Below are 16591 nucleotides of genomic sequence, written 5' to 3' on the forward strand. Positions count from 1 at the left end.
GGTGCCTCGACCTGCGAACCCCAGCGGATCGCATATCAACGACGGTCCCCTACCTCACCTATGACCGACTGGAGCGCAGTCGTCTGGGGGTTCGTCGCCGGTATCGTCGCGGGACTCGTCGCCTTCCTCGTCCCGGTGGTCGGCCACATCGGCGCCGGGCTGGTCGCCGGGTTCGTTGCCGGCTACCTCGCCGGCGGCGGCCTCGGCAGCGGCCTCTGGCACGGCCTACTCGCCGGTGCCTTCGGTGGGCTGGTGCTCGTCCTCGTCACCGCCCCCATCGCCGGCCTGCTCGGCGGCGTCCTCGGCGGCCCCATCGGCGGCCTGTTCGGCGGGCTCAGCGTGATCGTCGTCGGCCTCGTCATCGCGTTCGTCTTCGCCCTCGACAGCGCCGTCGGCGGCGCAATCGGCGCCATCCTCGCCGACTGAACCACCGCGAAAGTCACGTTTTTGCCGCTCCCGGCCCGAACGTCGACATGGCCGAGATCGACGCCAGCGAAGTCCTACCCAACGAGCACGTCCAGAGCATGGCCGCCGCCGGTCGCGTCACTCAGATGCACCGCGGGCACAAGTACGCCGACGAGGGCGACACCTTCGAGATCGAGGGGGCGACCTTCGAGGTGACCGACGTGACCCGCCGCACGCTCGGCGACCTGACCGACGAGGACGCCCAGCGAGAGGGGTCGGAGGACCTCGAAGCGTACCGCGAGCGACTGAACCGCGTCCACGACTCCTTCGAGTGGGACGACGACAGCGAGGTCGTCCGCCACCGCTTCGAGCCGCGGGAGTAGTCCCCACGAGCGGTGAGACCGTCGGCGAAAGTGATATCCGTGTTTCCGCGTTACTCACCGTTACAACCGTTACGATCAGTCATGCCCGTAAATTTCGACGAATACGCCGACCGGCAGAGCGAGAACGAACTCGCGTTCGACCCCGATACACACGCGTACCACATCCTCACGTTTCTCGGAGAGCGCCCGGAGACGGGTTTCAGACCGGCCGAGATCGCAGAAGAGACCGGGATCAAACCGGGGAGCGTTCGCGGTACGCTGAAACGTCTCGAAGAGCAGGGTCTCGTCCGTCACGCCGAACCGTTCTGGGCGATCGGCGACGACGACCGTCTGGCCGCGTCGACCGGGACGATGCTGGGACTCGAAGCGATCGGTGACCGATACGCAGACGACGAGTTCGAGGGCTGGGACGAGAACGCGGTCGACCCGCGTGAGATGCGTGACGGGTAGCCAGCCGTTCCAGCGCGCCGACGTGGTCAAACACCCCGCACCGTTCAAGAACCCTCCGAATCACCGGTATTTTGTCGTCTTGAGCGACGACGACCATCCCTTCCATGGAGAAGAATACGCCGTCGTCGCACTCACGTCGAAACAGCGACCGGAAGCGGTCGAGATCGAAGCCGACGACTGGCGGTTCGGCGGACCACCCGGAGACAGTTACGCCTCACCGTGGTACACGTTCACTATCAAACACGCCGATATCGGTAGCGCACAGGGAAGTATCACGGACGCGATGGCCGATACGATAGCGAACGAAGCCGCGTCGTACCTCGGCGTGTAGCGCCCGCCGATCGACGTACACTTCTCTCACGGAACGGATGCCACGGCACGCTTCTGACTCCTACCGCCGCTCGGACAGCTCCTCGCGCAGGTCTTCGAGATCCATATCCTTCATCGAGAGCAGGACGAGCAGGTGATAGACGATGTCGGCCGACTCGTGGGCGATCTCGTCGCGGTCGTCGTCCTTTGCCGCCAGCAGCAGCTCGGTGGTCTCCTCGCCGAGCTTCTCCAGCACGGCGTTCTCGCCTTTCTCGTGGGTGAACAGCGAGGTGGTGTAGGAATCGTCGGGGAGCTCTTCCTTCCGGTCCTCGATGACGGCGAACACGTCGTCGAGTACGTCGTCGGTCATTACCCGGGCTGTCGACGCGCTCCGGTAAGTCCCCTCGGGTTCGTCCCGCGGGTGCGACGGCGGCCCCGCCCGCCGCCGACCGCTTACCGCCGGTCGCGTTCGGCGAGCCGGATCCGGCGCTCCTCGAAGGCCTCGTCGTCGATCTCGCCACGGGCGTAGCGCCGTTCGAGCGTCGTCATCGGGTCGACCCCGTCGGTCGCGTCCGCCGCCGACGGACCGGCCACTCCGTCGACTCGGGTCGCGAGCAGGTAGACGGCGGCGGCGAACAGCGCGACCGAGAGGCTCACCCACAGCAGTCCCCAGGGGAGTCCGAACCCCAGCCAGCCGCCTCCGCCCGCGGCGCCCATCGCTCCCCCGCCCGGTCCGTGGTGCGGTCCGTGCTGAAGCAGGTGTATCGTATCGATCATCGGTGTCGCCCTCGTGTGAACGGAGGCGCTCCGGGGATAAACCGCCGGCCGGGATTGTCACGACCTGAGAACGGGGTCGATCCCGCCGAGTTCGCGGGTCGGGACACTCCCCGCTCGCTTATCCGAGGTCGCTCCCTGCGTCTGCTCACGGGGCCGAAGGCCCCGTTCGCATGGTATGCGGGACCTACGGTCCCGCACTAGTCGCGACCTCGTTCTCGAAAAAGGCGAGGTCGTGAATCCGCGCGTCGTCGGTCAGCTCGGGGTGGAAGGAGGTGGCGACGACGGGGCCGTCGCGGACGGCGACGGCGCGGCCGTCCCACTCGGCCAGGACCTCCACGTCGCCGACGGAATCGATGACGGGCGCGCGGATGAACACGGCGGGGAACGGCTCGTCGAGGCCGGTCACGTCCAGCGGCGCCTCGAAGCTGTCGGCCTGGCGGCCGAAGGCGTTGCGCTCGACGGTCACGTCCACGAGCCCGAGCGCGTCGACGCGGTCGTCGTTCGGGTCGGCCGAGGCGACGATGAGCCCGGCACAGGTCGCCAGCACGGGCTTGCCGTCGGCGACGTGGGCTTCGATCTCGGCGGCGATCCCCTCGCGGTCGAGATGTCGGGAGATGGCCGTCGACTCCCCGCCCGGCAGGAGGAGGATGTCGCAGTCGGGGACGACTCCGGACTGTCGGATCTCGACGACGTCGGCATCGGCGCAGTGGCTCGTGGCGGCTCGTCGGATGGCGTCGGCGTGTTCGCTCACGTCGCCCTGCACGGCGACGACGCCCGCCCTGATGGTCATACCACTCCTATCGAACCTGCGGCGAAAAACCTCTCGCTCTCCGCGGGCGCCGCGGCGGGCGACGGTAGTGCCAAACTGTTAGGGGTAGTGAGGCCGACAGTCGACCCATGTCAGAGAGCCGGGACCCGGTCGAGGCGCGCGCGGACGGCGAGCGCGACCTCTACGAGGTGTCCACGTGGGAGCCGCGGTCACTGCTGGACAAGCTGTCGGTGTTCGTGTACGGGACCGGGGTGTCGGCGCTACGACTGTTCGTCGTGGTGCTCGCGCTGGTCATCCTCGGGGTGCAGGTGATCCTCGGTGGGCTGGGGGCGGTGGCGAATCCAGTCATCGGCACGTTCACGCTGCTGTCGGCGGTGCCGGCGCTGGGTCTGGCGGCGTACGTCTGGTACGCCGACGTGACGAGTTCCGAACCGCTGGAGCTGCTCGTCGGCACGTTCGCGCTCGGGGTCCTGTTCGCCGGGTTCGCCGGCGTCGTCAACACTGTCGTCAACGTCTCGCTGGAGAGCCTGGGGCTCATGTTCTGGGGGACGCAGATCCTCTATTTCTTCCTCGTCGTCGGGCCGGTCGAGGAGACGGTGAAGCTGCTGGCGGTCCGGCTGTACGCCTATCGCACGCCGGAGTTCGACGCGGTCGTCGACGGCGCGGTCTACGGCGCGATGGCCGGGCTGGGCTTCGCGACCATCGAGAACGCCATCTACATCGCCGGCCAGACCCAGGGCGTCGCCGACACGTTCAACCTCGTCGTGACCGGCACCGGCATCACCGCCGTCCGCGCACTGGCGGGGCCGGGCCACGTCATCTACTCCGCGTTCGCCGGCTACTACCTCGGCCTGGCGAAGTTCAACCGCGACCGTGCCGGCCCTATCGTCGTCAAGGGCCTGCTGATCGCCACGGTCGTCCACGCGCTGTACAATACGCTGTCGGGATTCGTCCCGGGCCTCGTCGCCGGTGTGACCGGGATCCCGTGGTTCGTCGCTTTCTTCGGGTTCGTCATCCTCTACGACGGGATCTTCGGACTCCTGCTGATCCGGAAGATCTCCCGGTACCGGCGAGCGTACCACGAGTCCACCGACGAAGCCCCCGACGGCGAGCGGGCCGACATGACCGAGTTCGACGGCTGAGCGGCCACTGCCGTCCGCATCGCTCGGATGCTACGACCCGGCGCTACCGATACTCGCCGAGCGCCTCTCGCACCGCGGCCACGTCGGCGCCGGCCTCGGCGTCGCGCTCGGCCATCCCGAGCATCCGCTCGACGTACTTGGCGAACACGTCCACCTCGACGTGGACGGGGTCGCCCGGTTCCTTCGCCGAGAGCGTCGTCTCGTGGTAGGTCGTCGGGATGATCGCCACCGAGAAGGTCCCGCCGGCATCGTCGAGCGCGGCGACGGTCAGGCTGATCCCGTCGAGCGCGATCGACCCCTTCTCGACGACGTACTGTTCGAGTCCGGGCGGTAGCTCGAAGGTGTACGCCCAGTCACCGTCGGACGACTCGTCGCCCGACGAGGTCCCCCTCGCTTCGCTCGCGGGACCCTCGCCGACGCGCTCGATGTCGACGATCTCCGTCGTGCCGTCGACGTGGCCCTGGACGACGTGGCCGTCGAAGCGCTCGTCGGCCGCCAGCGCCCGCTCTAAGTTGACTTCCTGCCCCTCGCTCGCACTGTCGAAGGTCGTCCGTTCCAGCGTCTCGGCGGCCAGGAACACCGAGAACCACTCGCCGTCGGCGTGGTCCTCGACGGTGAGACACGCGCCGTCGACGCTGATGCTCTGGCCGCCCGTCAGGTCCGCAAAGCCCGTCGCGATCCGGAGTCGACGACCCGCGTCGCTGTCCTCGATATCGACGATCTCGCCCGTCTCCTCGACGATCCCGGTGAACATACCCGACGCTTGGGACGATCGTCGCAAAAGGGTTATTGTTCTCGGATCTGGAACGCGGTCAGGGGTCGTGGGCGGTGCGAAGGGGGTGGTGCGGAGGCGCGGGGCTTTTGCCGGTCGGGGCGGTACCGGGGTGCATGGCGCGGAGCATCCTCGGGATGGTCGGGCTCGGGACGACGCTGGTGTTCGCGATCCCGGTCGCGTTGCTCGGGCTGGAGTTCCTGCTGGCCCGGGGACAGCCGACCGTCGGCGGGGGCCTGCTCGTCGTCGCCGTGCTGATGGTCGCCATCGAGGAGTACGTCACGACGCCGGACGACCTGACGGGCAAGGCCGTCGACAAGACGGTCGGCGCGGTCGCGAAGTCGCCCGACGACGAGGAGGAGTGACCCGCTCCGGATGTGACTCGTTGGAGATCCAAGAGTTGAAATCGTGAGCGAGCGACACCGCGGACATGAGCCGTTCCGATTCCGAGTCCGCCGCCGCCGCGTCCGGAGACACGGGGGAGTCTCCCGGATCCGATCCCGGCGCCGACGGCGACTCGGCCGACCCCGCCCCCGAATCCACAGCGAGCGACCGCGACCCGCCGGACCCCAGCGGGCCGACCGGCCGATTCGACCGTATCGATAGGACGACCCAGTGGGTCCTCGCCGTCGTCGCCGGCGGCCTGCTCGCTCGTCTCGTCCTCCTCGGCGCGCGCGTGGCCCACTACGACGAGGGCCGCGTGGCCTGGTGGTCGTCGTACTTCCTCGAGACCGGCCAGTTCGAGTACCGCTACATCATCCACGGCCCGCTCGTTCAGCACGTCAACAAGTTCCTCTTCGACGCGCTGGGCGCCAACGACTTCACGATGCGGCTGTTCGTGGCGCTGGTCGGGGCCTTCCTCCCGCTCGCTGCCCTCCTGTTCCGCGAGCACCTCGACGGCGACGAGATCGTGGGCACCGCCTTCTTCCTCGCGTTCAGCCCGCTCCTGCTGTACTACTCCCGTTTCTTCCGGAGTACACTGCTGGCGGCGGCGTTCGCGTTCGTCGCCTTCGGCCTGCTCGTGCGGGCCTACGACGAGCGGTCGGTCTGGTACGTCTACGGCGCGGTCGTCCTCGTCGCGCTCGCCTTTACCGCCAAGGAGAACGCCGCGGTGTACCTGCTCGTGTGGGTCGGCGCGAGCGCCCTGTTGCTCGACCAGGCGCTGTTCCGCACCGGCGACGACAGGTCCGGATTCGACTGGGCCCGCGAGCGCCTCGACGCCCGCACCCGCCCGCTCGGTGACTACGCCGCCGACTTCCTCTGGCACGGCGCGGTCGTGGTCGTCCTCTTCCTGGCCGTCACGCTGTACTTCTACGCCCCGCGCTCGCCCGACACCGCCGCGGTCGGCTTCTGGCAGGCGGTCACCAATCCGACGCTGTTCCCCGATCTGTTCGACCGGACGCTCGACGACGTGGTCGAGGGGTACAGCTACTGGTTCGGCGGGACGACCGACGCCGGTTGCCGGCAGGACAACATCATCGACGCCTACCTCTGCTTCCTCGGCCAGGAGGTCCACGCGATCGCCCAGTCGGCGCTCGCGCTGACGATGATGGCCGTCGTCGGCTTCCTCGCCGAGCGCTGGGGTCGCGTCCGCTCGCGGGCCGTCGTCCTCTTTTGTGCCTACTGGGGTTTCGTCTCGATCGTCGGCTACCCGCTCGGCACCGACATCGCCAACGCCTGGATCGCCGTCAACGCGCTCGTGCCGCTGGCCCTTCCGGCGGGCGTCGGTATCGCACTGGTCGTCGACCGCGCCCGCGACTCGGTCCACACCGGCTCGGTCAGGTTCGGCGTCACCGCGTTCGCCCTCCTGCTGATCGCCGGCTACATGGCCGGCTCCGCGGGGTGGTACGTCTACATGAACGACACCACCGACGACAACGAACTCGTCCAGTACGCCCAGCCGGCCGACGACTTCCGCCCCTCGATGGAAGTACTGCAGGATCACGCCGCCGACCACGAGGGCGTCGACGTGCTCTTCGTCGGGAACACGTACGTCCGCGACTCTCCGCGGGACGCCGGGATCGAACCGCGCTGTTCCAGCATCAGCGACACCCTCCCGCTGCAGTGGTACGTCGACGCCTACGGCGCGGAGGGCGACTGCATCCAGGACGAGGAGACCGCCGTCGAGCGCCTCCAGAACGGCGAGGTCGACCCGCTGGTCGTCATCGCACCCAACTCCCTGGAGACGGACCTGGCGCCCGCGATGGACGGGTACGACTCCGACGTCTACCGCCTGCGACACTACGGCAGCGAGGCCGTCTTCTTCAGCGACCGCACGTCCGACGGGTCGAACGCCAACGCGGGCGCCGTCGAACCGCGCGCGCTCGCCGTCGGGAACTGAGCGGTCGCGGGGACGCTCCTCGCCGTCCCGTCACAGCCCGAACCGCCCACTGCGACTCCAACCCCCTACCGCGACCCGCGCTCGCGCTCCCACCCTCGAACCAGCGCCGTTAGCGTCTCGTTGACCGGCACCGCTCGCTCGGCTCGCTCGACCACCGCGCCGTTGATCGCGTCGACTTCCGTCCGTGTTCCGGCCTCGACGTCCTGCAGCATCGACGACCGGTTGGCGCTCGTCGCCGCCGCCACCCGCTCGACCGCCTCGACGGCCGCGCCGTCGGCCAAGTCGATCCCCCGCTCGCGCGCGACGCGAGCCGTCTCTCTCGCCGCGCGGCGCGCCGTCTCGCCCGCGGGACCGTCGACGAGCGCGCCGTTCTCGACGCGCGCCAGCGCGGTCACGGCGTTGATCCCCGCGTTGACCGACAGCTTCGTCCAGCGCCGCCGCGGCATGTCCGCGGCGACCGTCGTCTCGACGTCCGCGCCGCCCAGCGCCCCGCCGACCGATTCGGCGACCGCCGACTCTCCGCCGTCGGGCGGTCCGAGCGCGACCTCACCACGGCCGGTACATTCGACGGTCCCCGGTTCGGTCAGCCGCGCGCCGTAGGTGCAGGTGCCCGCGAGCACCGGCGCGTCGAGCGCGCCCGCCAGCGTCCGCTCGTTGTCCAGCCCGTTCTGGACCGAGAGGACCGCGTCCAGATCCGCGGCACCGAGCGCCTCGGCCGCGGCCGCCGTGTCGAAGGCCTTGACGGCGACGAGCGCGAGGTCGAATCGTTCGTCGGGGACCGCAGTCGTCGCCGCGGGCTCGACGCGGACCGAACACTCACCGGTGATCCGGAGCCCGTCGGCGCGAACCCGCTCGACGTGCGGGGCGCGACCGACCAGCGTCACGTCGTGGGCGCGCGCGAGCAGCCCCCCGAGGAGGCTCCCGAGGCTGCCGGCGCCGAAGACGAGGACGCGCACGGCCGGGCGTCAGTCCTCGGCCCAGTAGTAGATGCTCTCGCGCTCGGCGCCACAGGCCGGGCAGGTCTCCGGGATCTCCTCGATGTCTCCCATCTCGCCGCAGTCCCAGCAGCGCCACATCAGCTCGGCCTCGCCGCTGTCCGCGGTCGTCGACAGGTGTTGCCCCATGCCCGCGATCCCGTCTTCGGTCGTCACGTAGAAGCCGTGTTCGTCGAACCCGCGGACGGTCCCCAGTCGGTTCCCCTCGTCGTCGAAGACCGCCTGACCGAAGCCCAGGTCGGGCGCTTCGTCTGGCTCGCTCATACGTGAACCGACGCCCGACCGCTGCATAAATGTGAGTGTCGACTCCGGTGACGGTCTTCAGTGCGTGTCTCGGTTGTAACGGTGGCCTTGTTCGATATGTTGTGGACGGGGGTCGGGTGAGCGCGACCGCAGGTGACGGTGAACGATGAAAGCCCTCGCCGCGCTCGCTCTGAAACGGACCGACCACACGCACCAGTAGACGGTGAACGCCCTCGGCCCGCTCGCGGTCGCTACGCGACATATCCACGCTCTCCGCACCGTCCGCGCGGATAGGGGTCGCGTAGACGACTCCCGGCGCGAGCGCGCCTCGCCCGTTCAGTCCGCCAGGAGAGCAAGCTCTCCTGAGCCCTGACTCGCTTCGCTCGTCAGGACACCAGGGACCGCACGGCACTGCGACCGCCCCGCACAGCACCGCAGACGGCCTCACACCTCCCCAGCCGATTCGGTCGCAGGCTCCCTCATCCACTGTCAGAGCACGCTCTGACAAGCCTTCGTTCACACGTTCACGAAGACCTCGCGCGACTGTTTCGAGCGGCCCGCCAAGAGGCGGGCACGCTCGACAGCGCACGCCAACCGCACCGCTCACCGCAACCGCACCCACTCCGCGCCCCGCGACCGCTCGGTACACCACCTCCACTGAACACCGCGCTCACCGCCCGGAGTGGGGGTCGAACAGCTCGTCGAACACCTTCCGCTGGGCGGCGCGGAGGTGCTGGTGGTAGGTGGGTCGGGAGATGTCCATCGACCCGGCCAGGTCGTCGCCGTCGACGTCCCGGGGCCACTCGAAGAAGCCGCCGAGGTAGGCGGTTCGGATGGCGGTCTCCTGACGGTCGGTGAAGCGGTCGGTGACGGCCTCGCGGAACTCCTGGCGGGTGCGGACCGGCCGCTCGTGTTCGTGGTAGCCGACGAGGTCGGTACCGCGGTGGCGGTCGGAGACGAGCTCGAACACCTCCCGCGCTTCGGCCTCGTAGGGCAGTTCGATGGTGTAGCGGACGAGGCCGTCCTCGGCGGTGACCGACCGGGTGACCGCGCCGTGGTCGGCCAGCAACTCGACCAGCGAGTCGTCGACGACGGCCTCGAACAGCACGTCGTCGTCGTGGTCGGCGATGACGCTCGACGCCTCGACGCCGTCGGTGCTCGCGAGTATCGACGCGATCTCCTCGGCGTCGGCCCCGCTGGCGGTGACGTACAGTCGGATACTCCCGTCGGCCTCGTGGACCGAACCCGTCAGTTCGTAGGTCGCGTCGGTCTGTGCGGAGAGCCGGTTGAACAGGAGGTCGTCGTCCCGGACGGTGAACTCCAGTTCGACGACGCGGTCCGTCGAGAGGATGCGACCGCTCTCGATGGCGTTGATGGCGTTGGCGACCGCGCGTCCGAGCGCGTCGAGGACGACCTGCTCGCGGTCGGCGACGGCGTCGAGCGCGGGCGCGTAGACACAGAGGACGCCGTAACTGGCGTCCTTGTACGTGAGCGGGACGGCGATCATCGACCCGAGACCCGCCTCGCTGGCGGTTGCGTGGACGCTCCCGCCTGGCGAGTCGGCGAGGTCGTCGACGATGTGGATGGTCTCGTCGTCGAGCGCGAGCGCGGCGGGATCTGCGGCGTCGCGAGCGGCCGAGCGGTCCACCGACAGGTCCGCGACGGCGTCGGCGAGCTCGGGCACGTCGCCCGCCCAGGCGCTGGCTTCGATGCGCTCGGCAGCCAGATCGGGCCGGCCGATCCAGGCGAAGGTGTAAGGCTCGGTCGCGACGAGTTGGTCGACGACGCCGGCTTCGAGTTCCGCTCTGGTCCCGGCCTGGACGAGCACCTCGACGGTGTTCTCGATGAGGCCGTTGATCCGGTCGACGAGCGTGTCGACCCGCTCGCGGGCTTCGCGGACCTCCTGTTCGCGCTTGGCACGGTTGGCCGCAGCGGCGGCGCTGGTCGCCAGCAGTTGCACGGCCTGCCGGTCCGTGTTCGAGAAGGCGTCGACCGTCTCGGCACCGATGCTGATGGTGCCGTGGACGCCCATCGGGATATGCAGCGCCGAGCGGACGATATCGTGCGGGTGGTCGTCGTCGCCGGTCGTGGTGTCTTCGACGACGACCAGCTCGCCGTCGACGAACGCCCGCCCGGGCCCGCCCTCGTCCACGTCGTAGGTCGGCGTCACGACACCGCGTTCGGCGACCGCGTCGGTCGTCCCCACGGGTTCGAGGCGGTCGGTCTCGCGGTCGAACAGGCGGACGGTGTTCAGCTCGAAGCCGAGCACGTCTTCGATCGCCTGGGTGGCCATCTCGGCGACCTCCTCGCGGTCGCGGGCCTGCATGAGCGACCGCGAGGAGGTGACCAGCTCCGACAGCATCTCCCGGTGAGCCTTCTGCTCGGTCACGTCCCGGACGACGCCGACGACGCCGCGGGCCGCCCCCTCGTCACCGGTCAGCGCCGTCAGGCTGTCCTCGCAAGGGATCGGCGGGCCGCGCTTGCGCTGGACGACCGATTCGACCGTGCGCTCGGTCGCTTCGCCCGCGAGCAGCGCGTCGACGGCTGCCTCGGTCGCGTCGTCGTCCTTGACGACCGAGACGTGTTCGCCGACGAGGTCCTCGGAGTCGTACCCGGTGATCCGACACATCGAGGGGTTGACGAAGGTGAACCGCCCCGCTTCGTCGAGCTCGTAGACGCCGTCGTCGATGGCCCGGACGATGGTCTCGTAGCGACCAAGATCCCGGTCGCGCTCGCGCCGTTCGAGTTCGTAGCTGACCCACTCGACAAGCAGTTCGATGAACGTCTCCTCGGCGTCGGTAAAGGGCGCGTCGCGGGCCTCGGCGCTACCGAAACAGAGCGTTCCGTACAGCTCGCCGCCGACCAGCAGCTTTCCGCCCAGGTAACACTCCATGCCGTGGCGCTCGTAGGCTGGGTCGTCGTCCCACCCCTCCGCGGCGGCGTGTTCGAGCGCGAGCAGCCCGTCGGTCTCGACGGTTCGCCGGCAGTAGCTCTCCGCGACGGGCTGGTGGGCGCCGGAGTCGACCCCCGTCTCTCCGTGGGCGGCGACGACCGTCTGGGTGTCACCGTCGATCCGCGTCAGGTATCCCATCGGCAGGTCCAGTCGCTCGCAGCCGACCGCCAGCGCTTGCTCCAGCTTCTCGTCGAACGACCGGTCGCGCGAGGAGGCCAGCCGCTGGAGGTCCCGCAACGCCCGTTCGTTGCGCCGTAGCTCTGCCTTCGTCCGCTTTCGTTCGGTCACGTCGCGGACGTACACCGACAGTCCGTCGGCGGCCGGGAACACCGAGACCTCCAGCCAGTTGTCCGCTGGTTCGTAGCGGGTCTCGAAGGTACGGACCTCCTGGCTCGCCAGCGCCTCGCGGTACTCCCGCTCGAAGACGCTCCCTTCGATCTCGGGCAACGCTTCCCAGACGACCTCGCCGACGGCGGCGTCGGCCGGTTCGCCCAGCGCCTCGGCCGCCGGGTCGTTGAGGTAGGTGATCCGCCAGTCGTCGTCCAACCCGACGATCGCCGCGTCGACGCGTTCGAGGACCCGTTCGGCGCTCGCCCCCGACGGTGTCGCCCGGAGCGCGTCCGCGCCGTCACCGGCCCCACCCGTTACCGTACGCTCGCCGCTCCCGTCCGCCGCCGTGGGCCCGCCCGTCGCCCGGTCGTTCCCGTTCGCCAGCAACCGGTCGACACGCCGCGCCAGAACGGCTCCGGCCCCGTCACCCGCTCGCACGAAATCGGCGACACCGGCGTCGAACGCCGCCGTCGGCCCCGGGTCGTCGTCACCCTCGGCGAGGAGCACGACGGGCGTTCCCGCGGGGCCGCCCGCCCGTTCCACGAGGGTCGCGAGCCCGTCGGCCGTCGCCGAGCCGACCCAGACGACACAGTCGGCGTCCGTCGGGTCGAGTTCGCCGGGGGCCGCCGCGGTCGCCGTCTCGGTGGTCACCCCGTCGACCGCCCCGAGGTCGTCGGCGACCGCCGCGGCGTCGCCGTCCGGCCGACCGGCTATCAGGACCTCGTCACACTCAACCATTGGAGCCGTCTTTCGCTCGAAGCGGCTTAAACCCAAGTATCGGCGCGGTGGCGTGACCCGCCGGTGAGAGTGTCTGCCTTCGCCAGCGATACTGGCCGTGAGGAAATGAACGGCCGCGACCGGACACGCCGTCGGCTGACCGAGAGGAGACTGTCGGAAGCGGTAGTTGGGCGGTGGCCGTGCGGAGGCGGTGGCAGGATCGATCGTACCGGACGAGAGCGCGAAGCGACCGAGCTGTCTGGCCCTTTTGACCCCTGTTTTCCCGCCCGAGTTTCCCGCAGCGAGGCTTCGAGTCGCGAGGACAGCCGGTCGGGGAGGGGATGGTAGCGTGCGCGGTCCGGGAGTGAGCGAACGCGAAGCGTTCGCGAACATCGGACGGCGCACGACCGACGACCGAAGGGAGGAAGGAGTGCGCCGTCCGGGAATCGAACCGGAGGAAGACGTTCCGGGCGTGCGGTCTCACTCCGTTCGACCGTTCCGGGGCTGCGACTTCCAGGGTTCAATTCTCGGTGGCGATGATGTCTCTCACTGGCGTTCGAGACAATCATGCGCCGTCCGGGAATTGAACCCGGGCTATTAGCTTGGGAAGCTAATGTCCTACCACTGGACCAACGGCGCTCACATCGTTCGCCCCGCGGCTCGCAGTCCGGGGGACTGCTCACCAACGGCGCGCCCTCGTTGCATCCGTCAGTCGCAGTCCCGATCACTTGAACGTAGCGCTTCCGTCGAGTGGACGGACGGTCACCGATCCCCGATGACACGAGGGTATTAGTCGCACTCGTGCCAACGATCGGTATGGCTACGACCGAGGAACTGGTCCGAGCGACGGAGCCGCTCGATATGTCCCTCTCGACCGAGGAACTCGACGCGCACCGCGAACACGTCACCGACTTCATCGCCGCCCAGTACGAGGCCGCGGGCGCCGACCGGGTAGTGATGGGGCTCTCCGGCGGCATCGACAGCACGCTCACCTCGCATCTGGCCGTCGAGGCGGTGGGCGCGGAGAACGTCCGCGCGCTGGTGATGCCCAGCGAGGTCAACCGCGAGGCGAACATGAGCGACGCCGAGCGGGTCGCGAGCGACCTGCTGGACGTGGAGTACGACGTGGTGGAGATCACGCCCATCGCCGACGCGTTCCTCGACGCCTACCCCGACGCCGAGAGCGATCGGATGGCGACGGGGAACCTCTACGTGCGGATCCGCGCGGTGTTGAACTACCTCGTGGCCAACACCGAGGGGGGCCTCGTCGTCGGCACCGGCAACCGGACGGAGGCGCTGGTGGGCTACTTCACGAAGTACGGCGACGGCGCCGTGGACTGTCACCCGATCGCGAACCTCTACAAGCAGCAGGTCCGCCAGCTCGCCCGTCACGTCGGCGTGCCCGACGACCTGGCGGCCAAGGAGGCCAGCGCCGGTATGTGGGTCGACCAGACCGACGAGGGGGAACTCGGGATGGACTACGACACGCTCGATTCGATCCTGGCGCTGCACGTCGACGGGCCGCTGTCGGTGTCGGCGACGGCCGAGCACATCGGCGTCGACGCCGAGACGATCGAGCGGGTCCGCGGACTGTACGAGGCCAGCGAACACAAGCGAGCGGCGCCGCCGGGGCCCGAGTCGCTGTACTGAATCGCGAAGAAGTGGTCCCTTTCGGGTCGAGCGCTATCGCACGGGGTTCTCCGGGCCGCGACCGATGTACTCGGCGGTGAACGCGCGGACCGTGGCGTCGTCGTACTCGTCCATCGTCAGCCGCTTGGTCCAGGCGGTGAGGACGTACGCCGACTCGGGGTTCTGGTTGGGGTTCGGGACGGCGATGAAACTCCGCCAGTTGCCGCTCTGGTTGGTGGCCCAGCCCCGCAGATGCTCCTCGGCTTCGGGGGTCAGCTGCGCGGGGTCGTAGTAGACGACGACGGCGCCGTGTTCGAGCGAGTGGACGAGCGACTCCAGAGGCGGTCGCTCGGAGTAGAAGCCGGCGCTCTCCCACGAGCGGCCCCAGTGTGCGCCGCTGGTCGGCGGGACGCGTTCGTAGTCGATCTCGGTTCCCTGCTCGCGGTGGTCGAGGCCGTTCGACTCCTCGGTTTGTACCTGCGAGACGACCGATCCGTCGCCGCTGTCGGGTAGGCTGCTCGCGGCCGCAGTTCCGCCCGACCCGCCCATGAGGAAGGTGACGTAGACCACGAGTCCGCCCGCGGCCGCCAGCAGGCCGACGAGGACGGCGGGGCCGACCGGGAACCCGCCGTCGTCGTCGGGACTTCGTTCGGCGACCCGCCGTTCGTCGATCGACCCCAGCTCCCCCTCGTGCTCGCTGGCGAGGTGGTCGAGGTAGGCGTCCTCGCCGTCGACGGTCGCCCCGCAGTAGTCACAGTCCGGCATTAGCTTCCTATGGGTGGTGGGTGCTTTCGAAGGTTTCGGTTGTGACGGTCGCGGCGGCCGACGGTCTTCCCCCGTCGGACCGTCTACCACTCGAGGTCGGCGTGCAGTTCGGCGAACGCCGCGGCTTCGCGGCGCTCGCGATCGTCGCGGTCGCCGTCGTCGCGCAGACGGGTCTTGATCGCCCGTAGTGCCGCCGGATCGTTTCCGGCGATCTCCGCGGCGACCGCTCGCGGGTCGTCGACGACGCGGGAGACGAGCCCCATACGGAGCGCCTCGTCGGCGTCCAGAACTCGTCCCGACAGAGCGACGTCCATCGCCTCGCCGAACCCGACGACCTCGGGTAGGCGGACGGTCCCGCCCCAGGCGCCCAGCAGACCGATGGTCGCGCCGGACTCGGCGAACGTCGCCGCGGGCGTCGCGACGCGCACGTCACAGGCCAGTGCGAGTTCGACGCCGCCGCCGCGGGCAGCGCCGTCGACGGCCGCGACGAGGACCGATTCGGCCTCGGCGATGGCCCTCGCGACCCGCTGGCCGCGGCGAGCGAACGACTCGGCGGCCTCGCGGTCGGCCAGGTCGGCGACCGCGTCGAGGTCGGCCCCGGCGCAGAAGGCGGATCCGGCGCCGCGGAGGAGGACGACGGGCTCGTCGGCGCCGTCGACGGCGGCTTCGAGGTCGTCGAGGGCGGCCGGCGTGAGCGCGTTGCGGCGGTCGGGGCGGTCGAGGGTGAGGATGCACACGTCGCCGTCGGCGTCGGTCTCGATCACGGGCGGGCCTCCTTTCCGGGGGCGATCCGGTCCGAGGTCGACGGATCGGCCGTCGCAGGCGTCGGCATGGGTGTTCGTCGGTAAGTCGTTTCCAAAGGTCTTTGCCCTTCCCACCGCTAGCTGACGCCAATGGAGGAAGTCGCGGCGGTCCGCGGAGCCGCGTTGGACGCGGTCGGTGACGTAGAGCCCGACCGCCTCCGCCAGCGGATCCGCGAACGCCTCGAAGACGGGTCGATGGCACCCGGCGTACTGACGGTGTTGAGCGCCCGCGCAGTCGTCGCCGGAGCGGCGGACGGTCCGTCGGTCGACACCGGCGCCGTCGCCGACCGCGGGGCAGGCGTCCAGCTCATCTACGAGGGGCTCCGCCTCACCCGCTCGCTCTCCCGGGCTCCGCCGTGGGAGCGCGAGGACGAACTGACCGACGGGGGCGACGTGGCCGTGACCGACGCGGTGACACCGGGTCCGACCGTCGGGGCTGACGCCGACGACGCGGACATGGACATCCTCGTCGCCGACGTGATGGTCGCCCGCGGGTTCTACCTGCTCGCCCGCACGGAGGCCGCCGGCGAGGCGGTCGCCGTCGTCCGCTCGTTCGGCGGCGACCAGACCCGCCGTCGGACCACCGGCGACGAGCGCCTCGACGCCAATCTCGAGGCCGACGTGTTCGAACTCGCCGCCGTCGCCGGCACCACCGCGGCCGGCGGGTCTGTCACCGAGTCCCTGCGGAGCCACGTCGAGGCGCTCGGCCGCACCGACGGCCGACTCCCCCTCGCGGAGTCGCTGTTCACCGACGGGACGCCGGCGGCGCTCGCCGAACGGATCTGAGCGGTCGCCGCGCCGTCCCCGA

18 protein-coding genes and 1 tRNA gene are annotated in these 16591 nt (G+C 69.7%); 9 read left to right on the top strand and 10 right to left on the bottom strand.

The window, feature by feature from the left end; translation table 11 throughout:
• Positions 1 to 60 precede the first annotated feature (60 nt).
• The 4 genes from I7X12_RS14145 (at position 61) to I7X12_RS14160 (ending at position 1569) form a co-directional block, all read left to right on the top strand.
• Positions 61 to 426: a DUF5518 domain-containing protein gene (locus I7X12_RS14145; RefSeq protein WP_198060708.1), complete on the top strand. Its 366-nt coding sequence runs from the start codon at positions 61 to 63 to the stop codon at positions 424 to 426.
• A gap of 47 nt (positions 427 to 473) precedes the next feature.
• Positions 474 to 788, top strand: a complete 315-nt coding sequence (locus I7X12_RS14150; protein ID WP_198060709.1) for an ASCH domain-containing protein — start codon at positions 474 to 476, stop codon at positions 786 to 788.
• 81 nt (positions 789 to 869) lie between these two features.
• Positions 870 to 1238, top strand: a complete 369-nt coding sequence (locus tag I7X12_RS14155; RefSeq protein WP_179920034.1) for a MarR family transcriptional regulator — start codon at positions 870 to 872, stop codon at positions 1236 to 1238.
• Complete coding sequence (locus I7X12_RS14160) at positions 1228 to 1569, top strand: hypothetical protein (RefSeq protein WP_198060710.1); 342 nt, start codon at positions 1228 to 1230, stop codon at positions 1567 to 1569. The genes I7X12_RS14155 and I7X12_RS14160 overlap by 11 nt, the downstream gene beginning before the upstream one ends.
• 60 nt (positions 1570 to 1629) lie before the next feature.
• Here the strand turns inward: I7X12_RS14160 and hisE are convergent, their stop codons facing one another.
• The 3 genes from hisE to pdxT form a co-directional block, all read right to left on the bottom strand.
• Positions 1630 to 1917 carry a phosphoribosyl-ATP diphosphatase gene (gene hisE, locus I7X12_RS14165; protein ID WP_198060711.1) on the bottom strand — a complete coding sequence of 96 codons (288 nt, stop codon included), beginning with the start codon at positions 1915 to 1917 and terminating at the stop codon, positions 1630 to 1632.
• A gap of 83 nt (positions 1918 to 2000) precedes the next feature.
• Complete coding sequence (locus tag I7X12_RS14170; RefSeq protein WP_198060712.1) at positions 2001 to 2324, bottom strand: SHOCT domain-containing protein; 324 nt, start codon at positions 2322 to 2324, stop codon at positions 2001 to 2003.
• A gap of 184 nt (positions 2325 to 2508) precedes the next feature.
• Positions 2509 to 3114, bottom strand: coding sequence for a pyridoxal 5'-phosphate synthase glutaminase subunit PdxT (gene pdxT / locus I7X12_RS14175; RefSeq protein WP_198060713.1), 606 nt, complete (start codon positions 3112 to 3114; stop codon positions 2509 to 2511).
• Between the two features lie 107 nt (positions 3115 to 3221).
• On the opposite strand from pdxT, the gene I7X12_RS14180 reads away from it, so the two are divergent.
• The gene (locus I7X12_RS14180; protein WP_198060714.1) at positions 3222 to 4235 is read left to right on the top strand and encodes a PrsW family intramembrane metalloprotease; all 1014 of its coding nucleotides are present in this window, start codon (positions 3222 to 3224) and stop codon (positions 4233 to 4235) included.
• Positions 4236 to 4278: 43 nt separating this feature from the next.
• Here the strand turns inward: I7X12_RS14180 and I7X12_RS14185 are convergent, their stop codons facing one another.
• A complete protein-coding gene (locus tag I7X12_RS14185; RefSeq protein ID WP_198060715.1) occupies positions 4279 to 4989 on the bottom strand; it encodes a riboflavin synthase in 711 nt (236 codons plus the stop codon).
• 134 nt (positions 4990 to 5123) lie between these two features.
• On the opposite strand from I7X12_RS14185, the gene I7X12_RS14190 reads away from it, so the two are divergent.
• Positions 5124 to 5372 (top strand): DUF7533 family protein, encoded by a 249-nt coding sequence (locus I7X12_RS14190; RefSeq protein ID WP_198060716.1) that lies wholly within the window; start codon positions 5124 to 5126, stop codon positions 5370 to 5372.
• A gap of 65 nt (positions 5373 to 5437) precedes the next feature.
• On the top strand, positions 5438 to 7348 hold the full coding sequence (locus tag I7X12_RS14195; RefSeq protein WP_198060717.1) for a flippase activity-associated protein Agl23: 1911 nt from the start codon (positions 5438 to 5440) through the stop codon (positions 7346 to 7348).
• A 65-nt stretch (positions 7349 to 7413) separates the two neighbouring features.
• Here I7X12_RS14195 and I7X12_RS14200 read toward each other — a convergent pair whose 3' ends face one another.
• The 4 genes from I7X12_RS14200 to I7X12_RS14215 all read right to left on the bottom strand — a co-directional run bounded on the left by I7X12_RS14200 (position 7414) and on the right by I7X12_RS14215 (position 13225).
• Positions 7414 to 8304, bottom strand: coding sequence for a ketopantoate reductase family protein (locus tag I7X12_RS14200; RefSeq protein ID WP_198060718.1), 891 nt, complete (start codon positions 8302 to 8304; stop codon positions 7414 to 7416).
• A 9-nt stretch (positions 8305 to 8313) separates the two neighbouring features.
• The gene (locus I7X12_RS14205; protein WP_198060719.1) at positions 8314 to 8607 is read right to left on the bottom strand and encodes a DUF7130 family rubredoxin-like protein; all 294 of its coding nucleotides are present in this window, start codon (positions 8605 to 8607) and stop codon (positions 8314 to 8316) included.
• Between the two features lie 649 nt (positions 8608 to 9256).
• Positions 9257 to 12607 (bottom strand): bacterio-opsin activator domain-containing protein, encoded by a 3351-nt coding sequence (locus I7X12_RS14210; RefSeq protein WP_198060720.1) that lies wholly within the window; start codon positions 12605 to 12607, stop codon positions 9257 to 9259.
• Between the two features lie 547 nt (positions 12608 to 13154).
• A tRNA-Gly gene (locus tag I7X12_RS14215) sits at positions 13155 to 13225 on the bottom strand.
• 177 nt (positions 13226 to 13402) lie between these two features.
• Between I7X12_RS14215 and I7X12_RS14220 the strand changes: the two genes are divergently transcribed.
• A complete protein-coding gene (locus I7X12_RS14220) occupies positions 13403 to 14236 on the top strand; it encodes an NAD+ synthase (RefSeq protein ID WP_198060721.1) in 834 nt (277 codons plus the stop codon).
• Positions 14237 to 14269: 33 nt separating this feature from the next.
• Here I7X12_RS14220 and I7X12_RS14225 read toward each other — a convergent pair whose 3' ends face one another.
• Positions 14270 to 14980 carry a DUF3105 domain-containing protein gene (locus I7X12_RS14225; protein ID WP_198060722.1) on the bottom strand — a complete coding sequence of 237 codons (711 nt, stop codon included), beginning with the start codon at positions 14978 to 14980 and terminating at the stop codon, positions 14270 to 14272.
• A gap of 83 nt (positions 14981 to 15063) precedes the next feature.
• The gene (locus I7X12_RS14230) at positions 15064 to 15744 is read right to left on the bottom strand and encodes an enoyl-CoA hydratase/isomerase family protein (protein WP_198060723.1); all 681 of its coding nucleotides are present in this window, start codon (positions 15742 to 15744) and stop codon (positions 15064 to 15066) included.
• A gap of 129 nt (positions 15745 to 15873) precedes the next feature.
• On the opposite strand from I7X12_RS14230, the gene I7X12_RS14235 reads away from it, so the two are divergent.
• Entirely contained in the window at positions 15874 to 16569 is a 696-nt protein-coding gene (locus tag I7X12_RS14235) for a DUF7114 family protein (RefSeq protein WP_198060724.1), read from the top strand.
• Positions 16570 to 16591: the final 22 nt, after the last annotated feature.

Origin of the sequence: Halosimplex litoreum (assembly GCF_016065055.1) — an archaeon.
In the GTDB taxonomy this organism is placed as follows: domain Archaea; phylum Halobacteriota; class Halobacteria; order Halobacteriales; family Haloarculaceae; genus Halosimplex; species Halosimplex litoreum.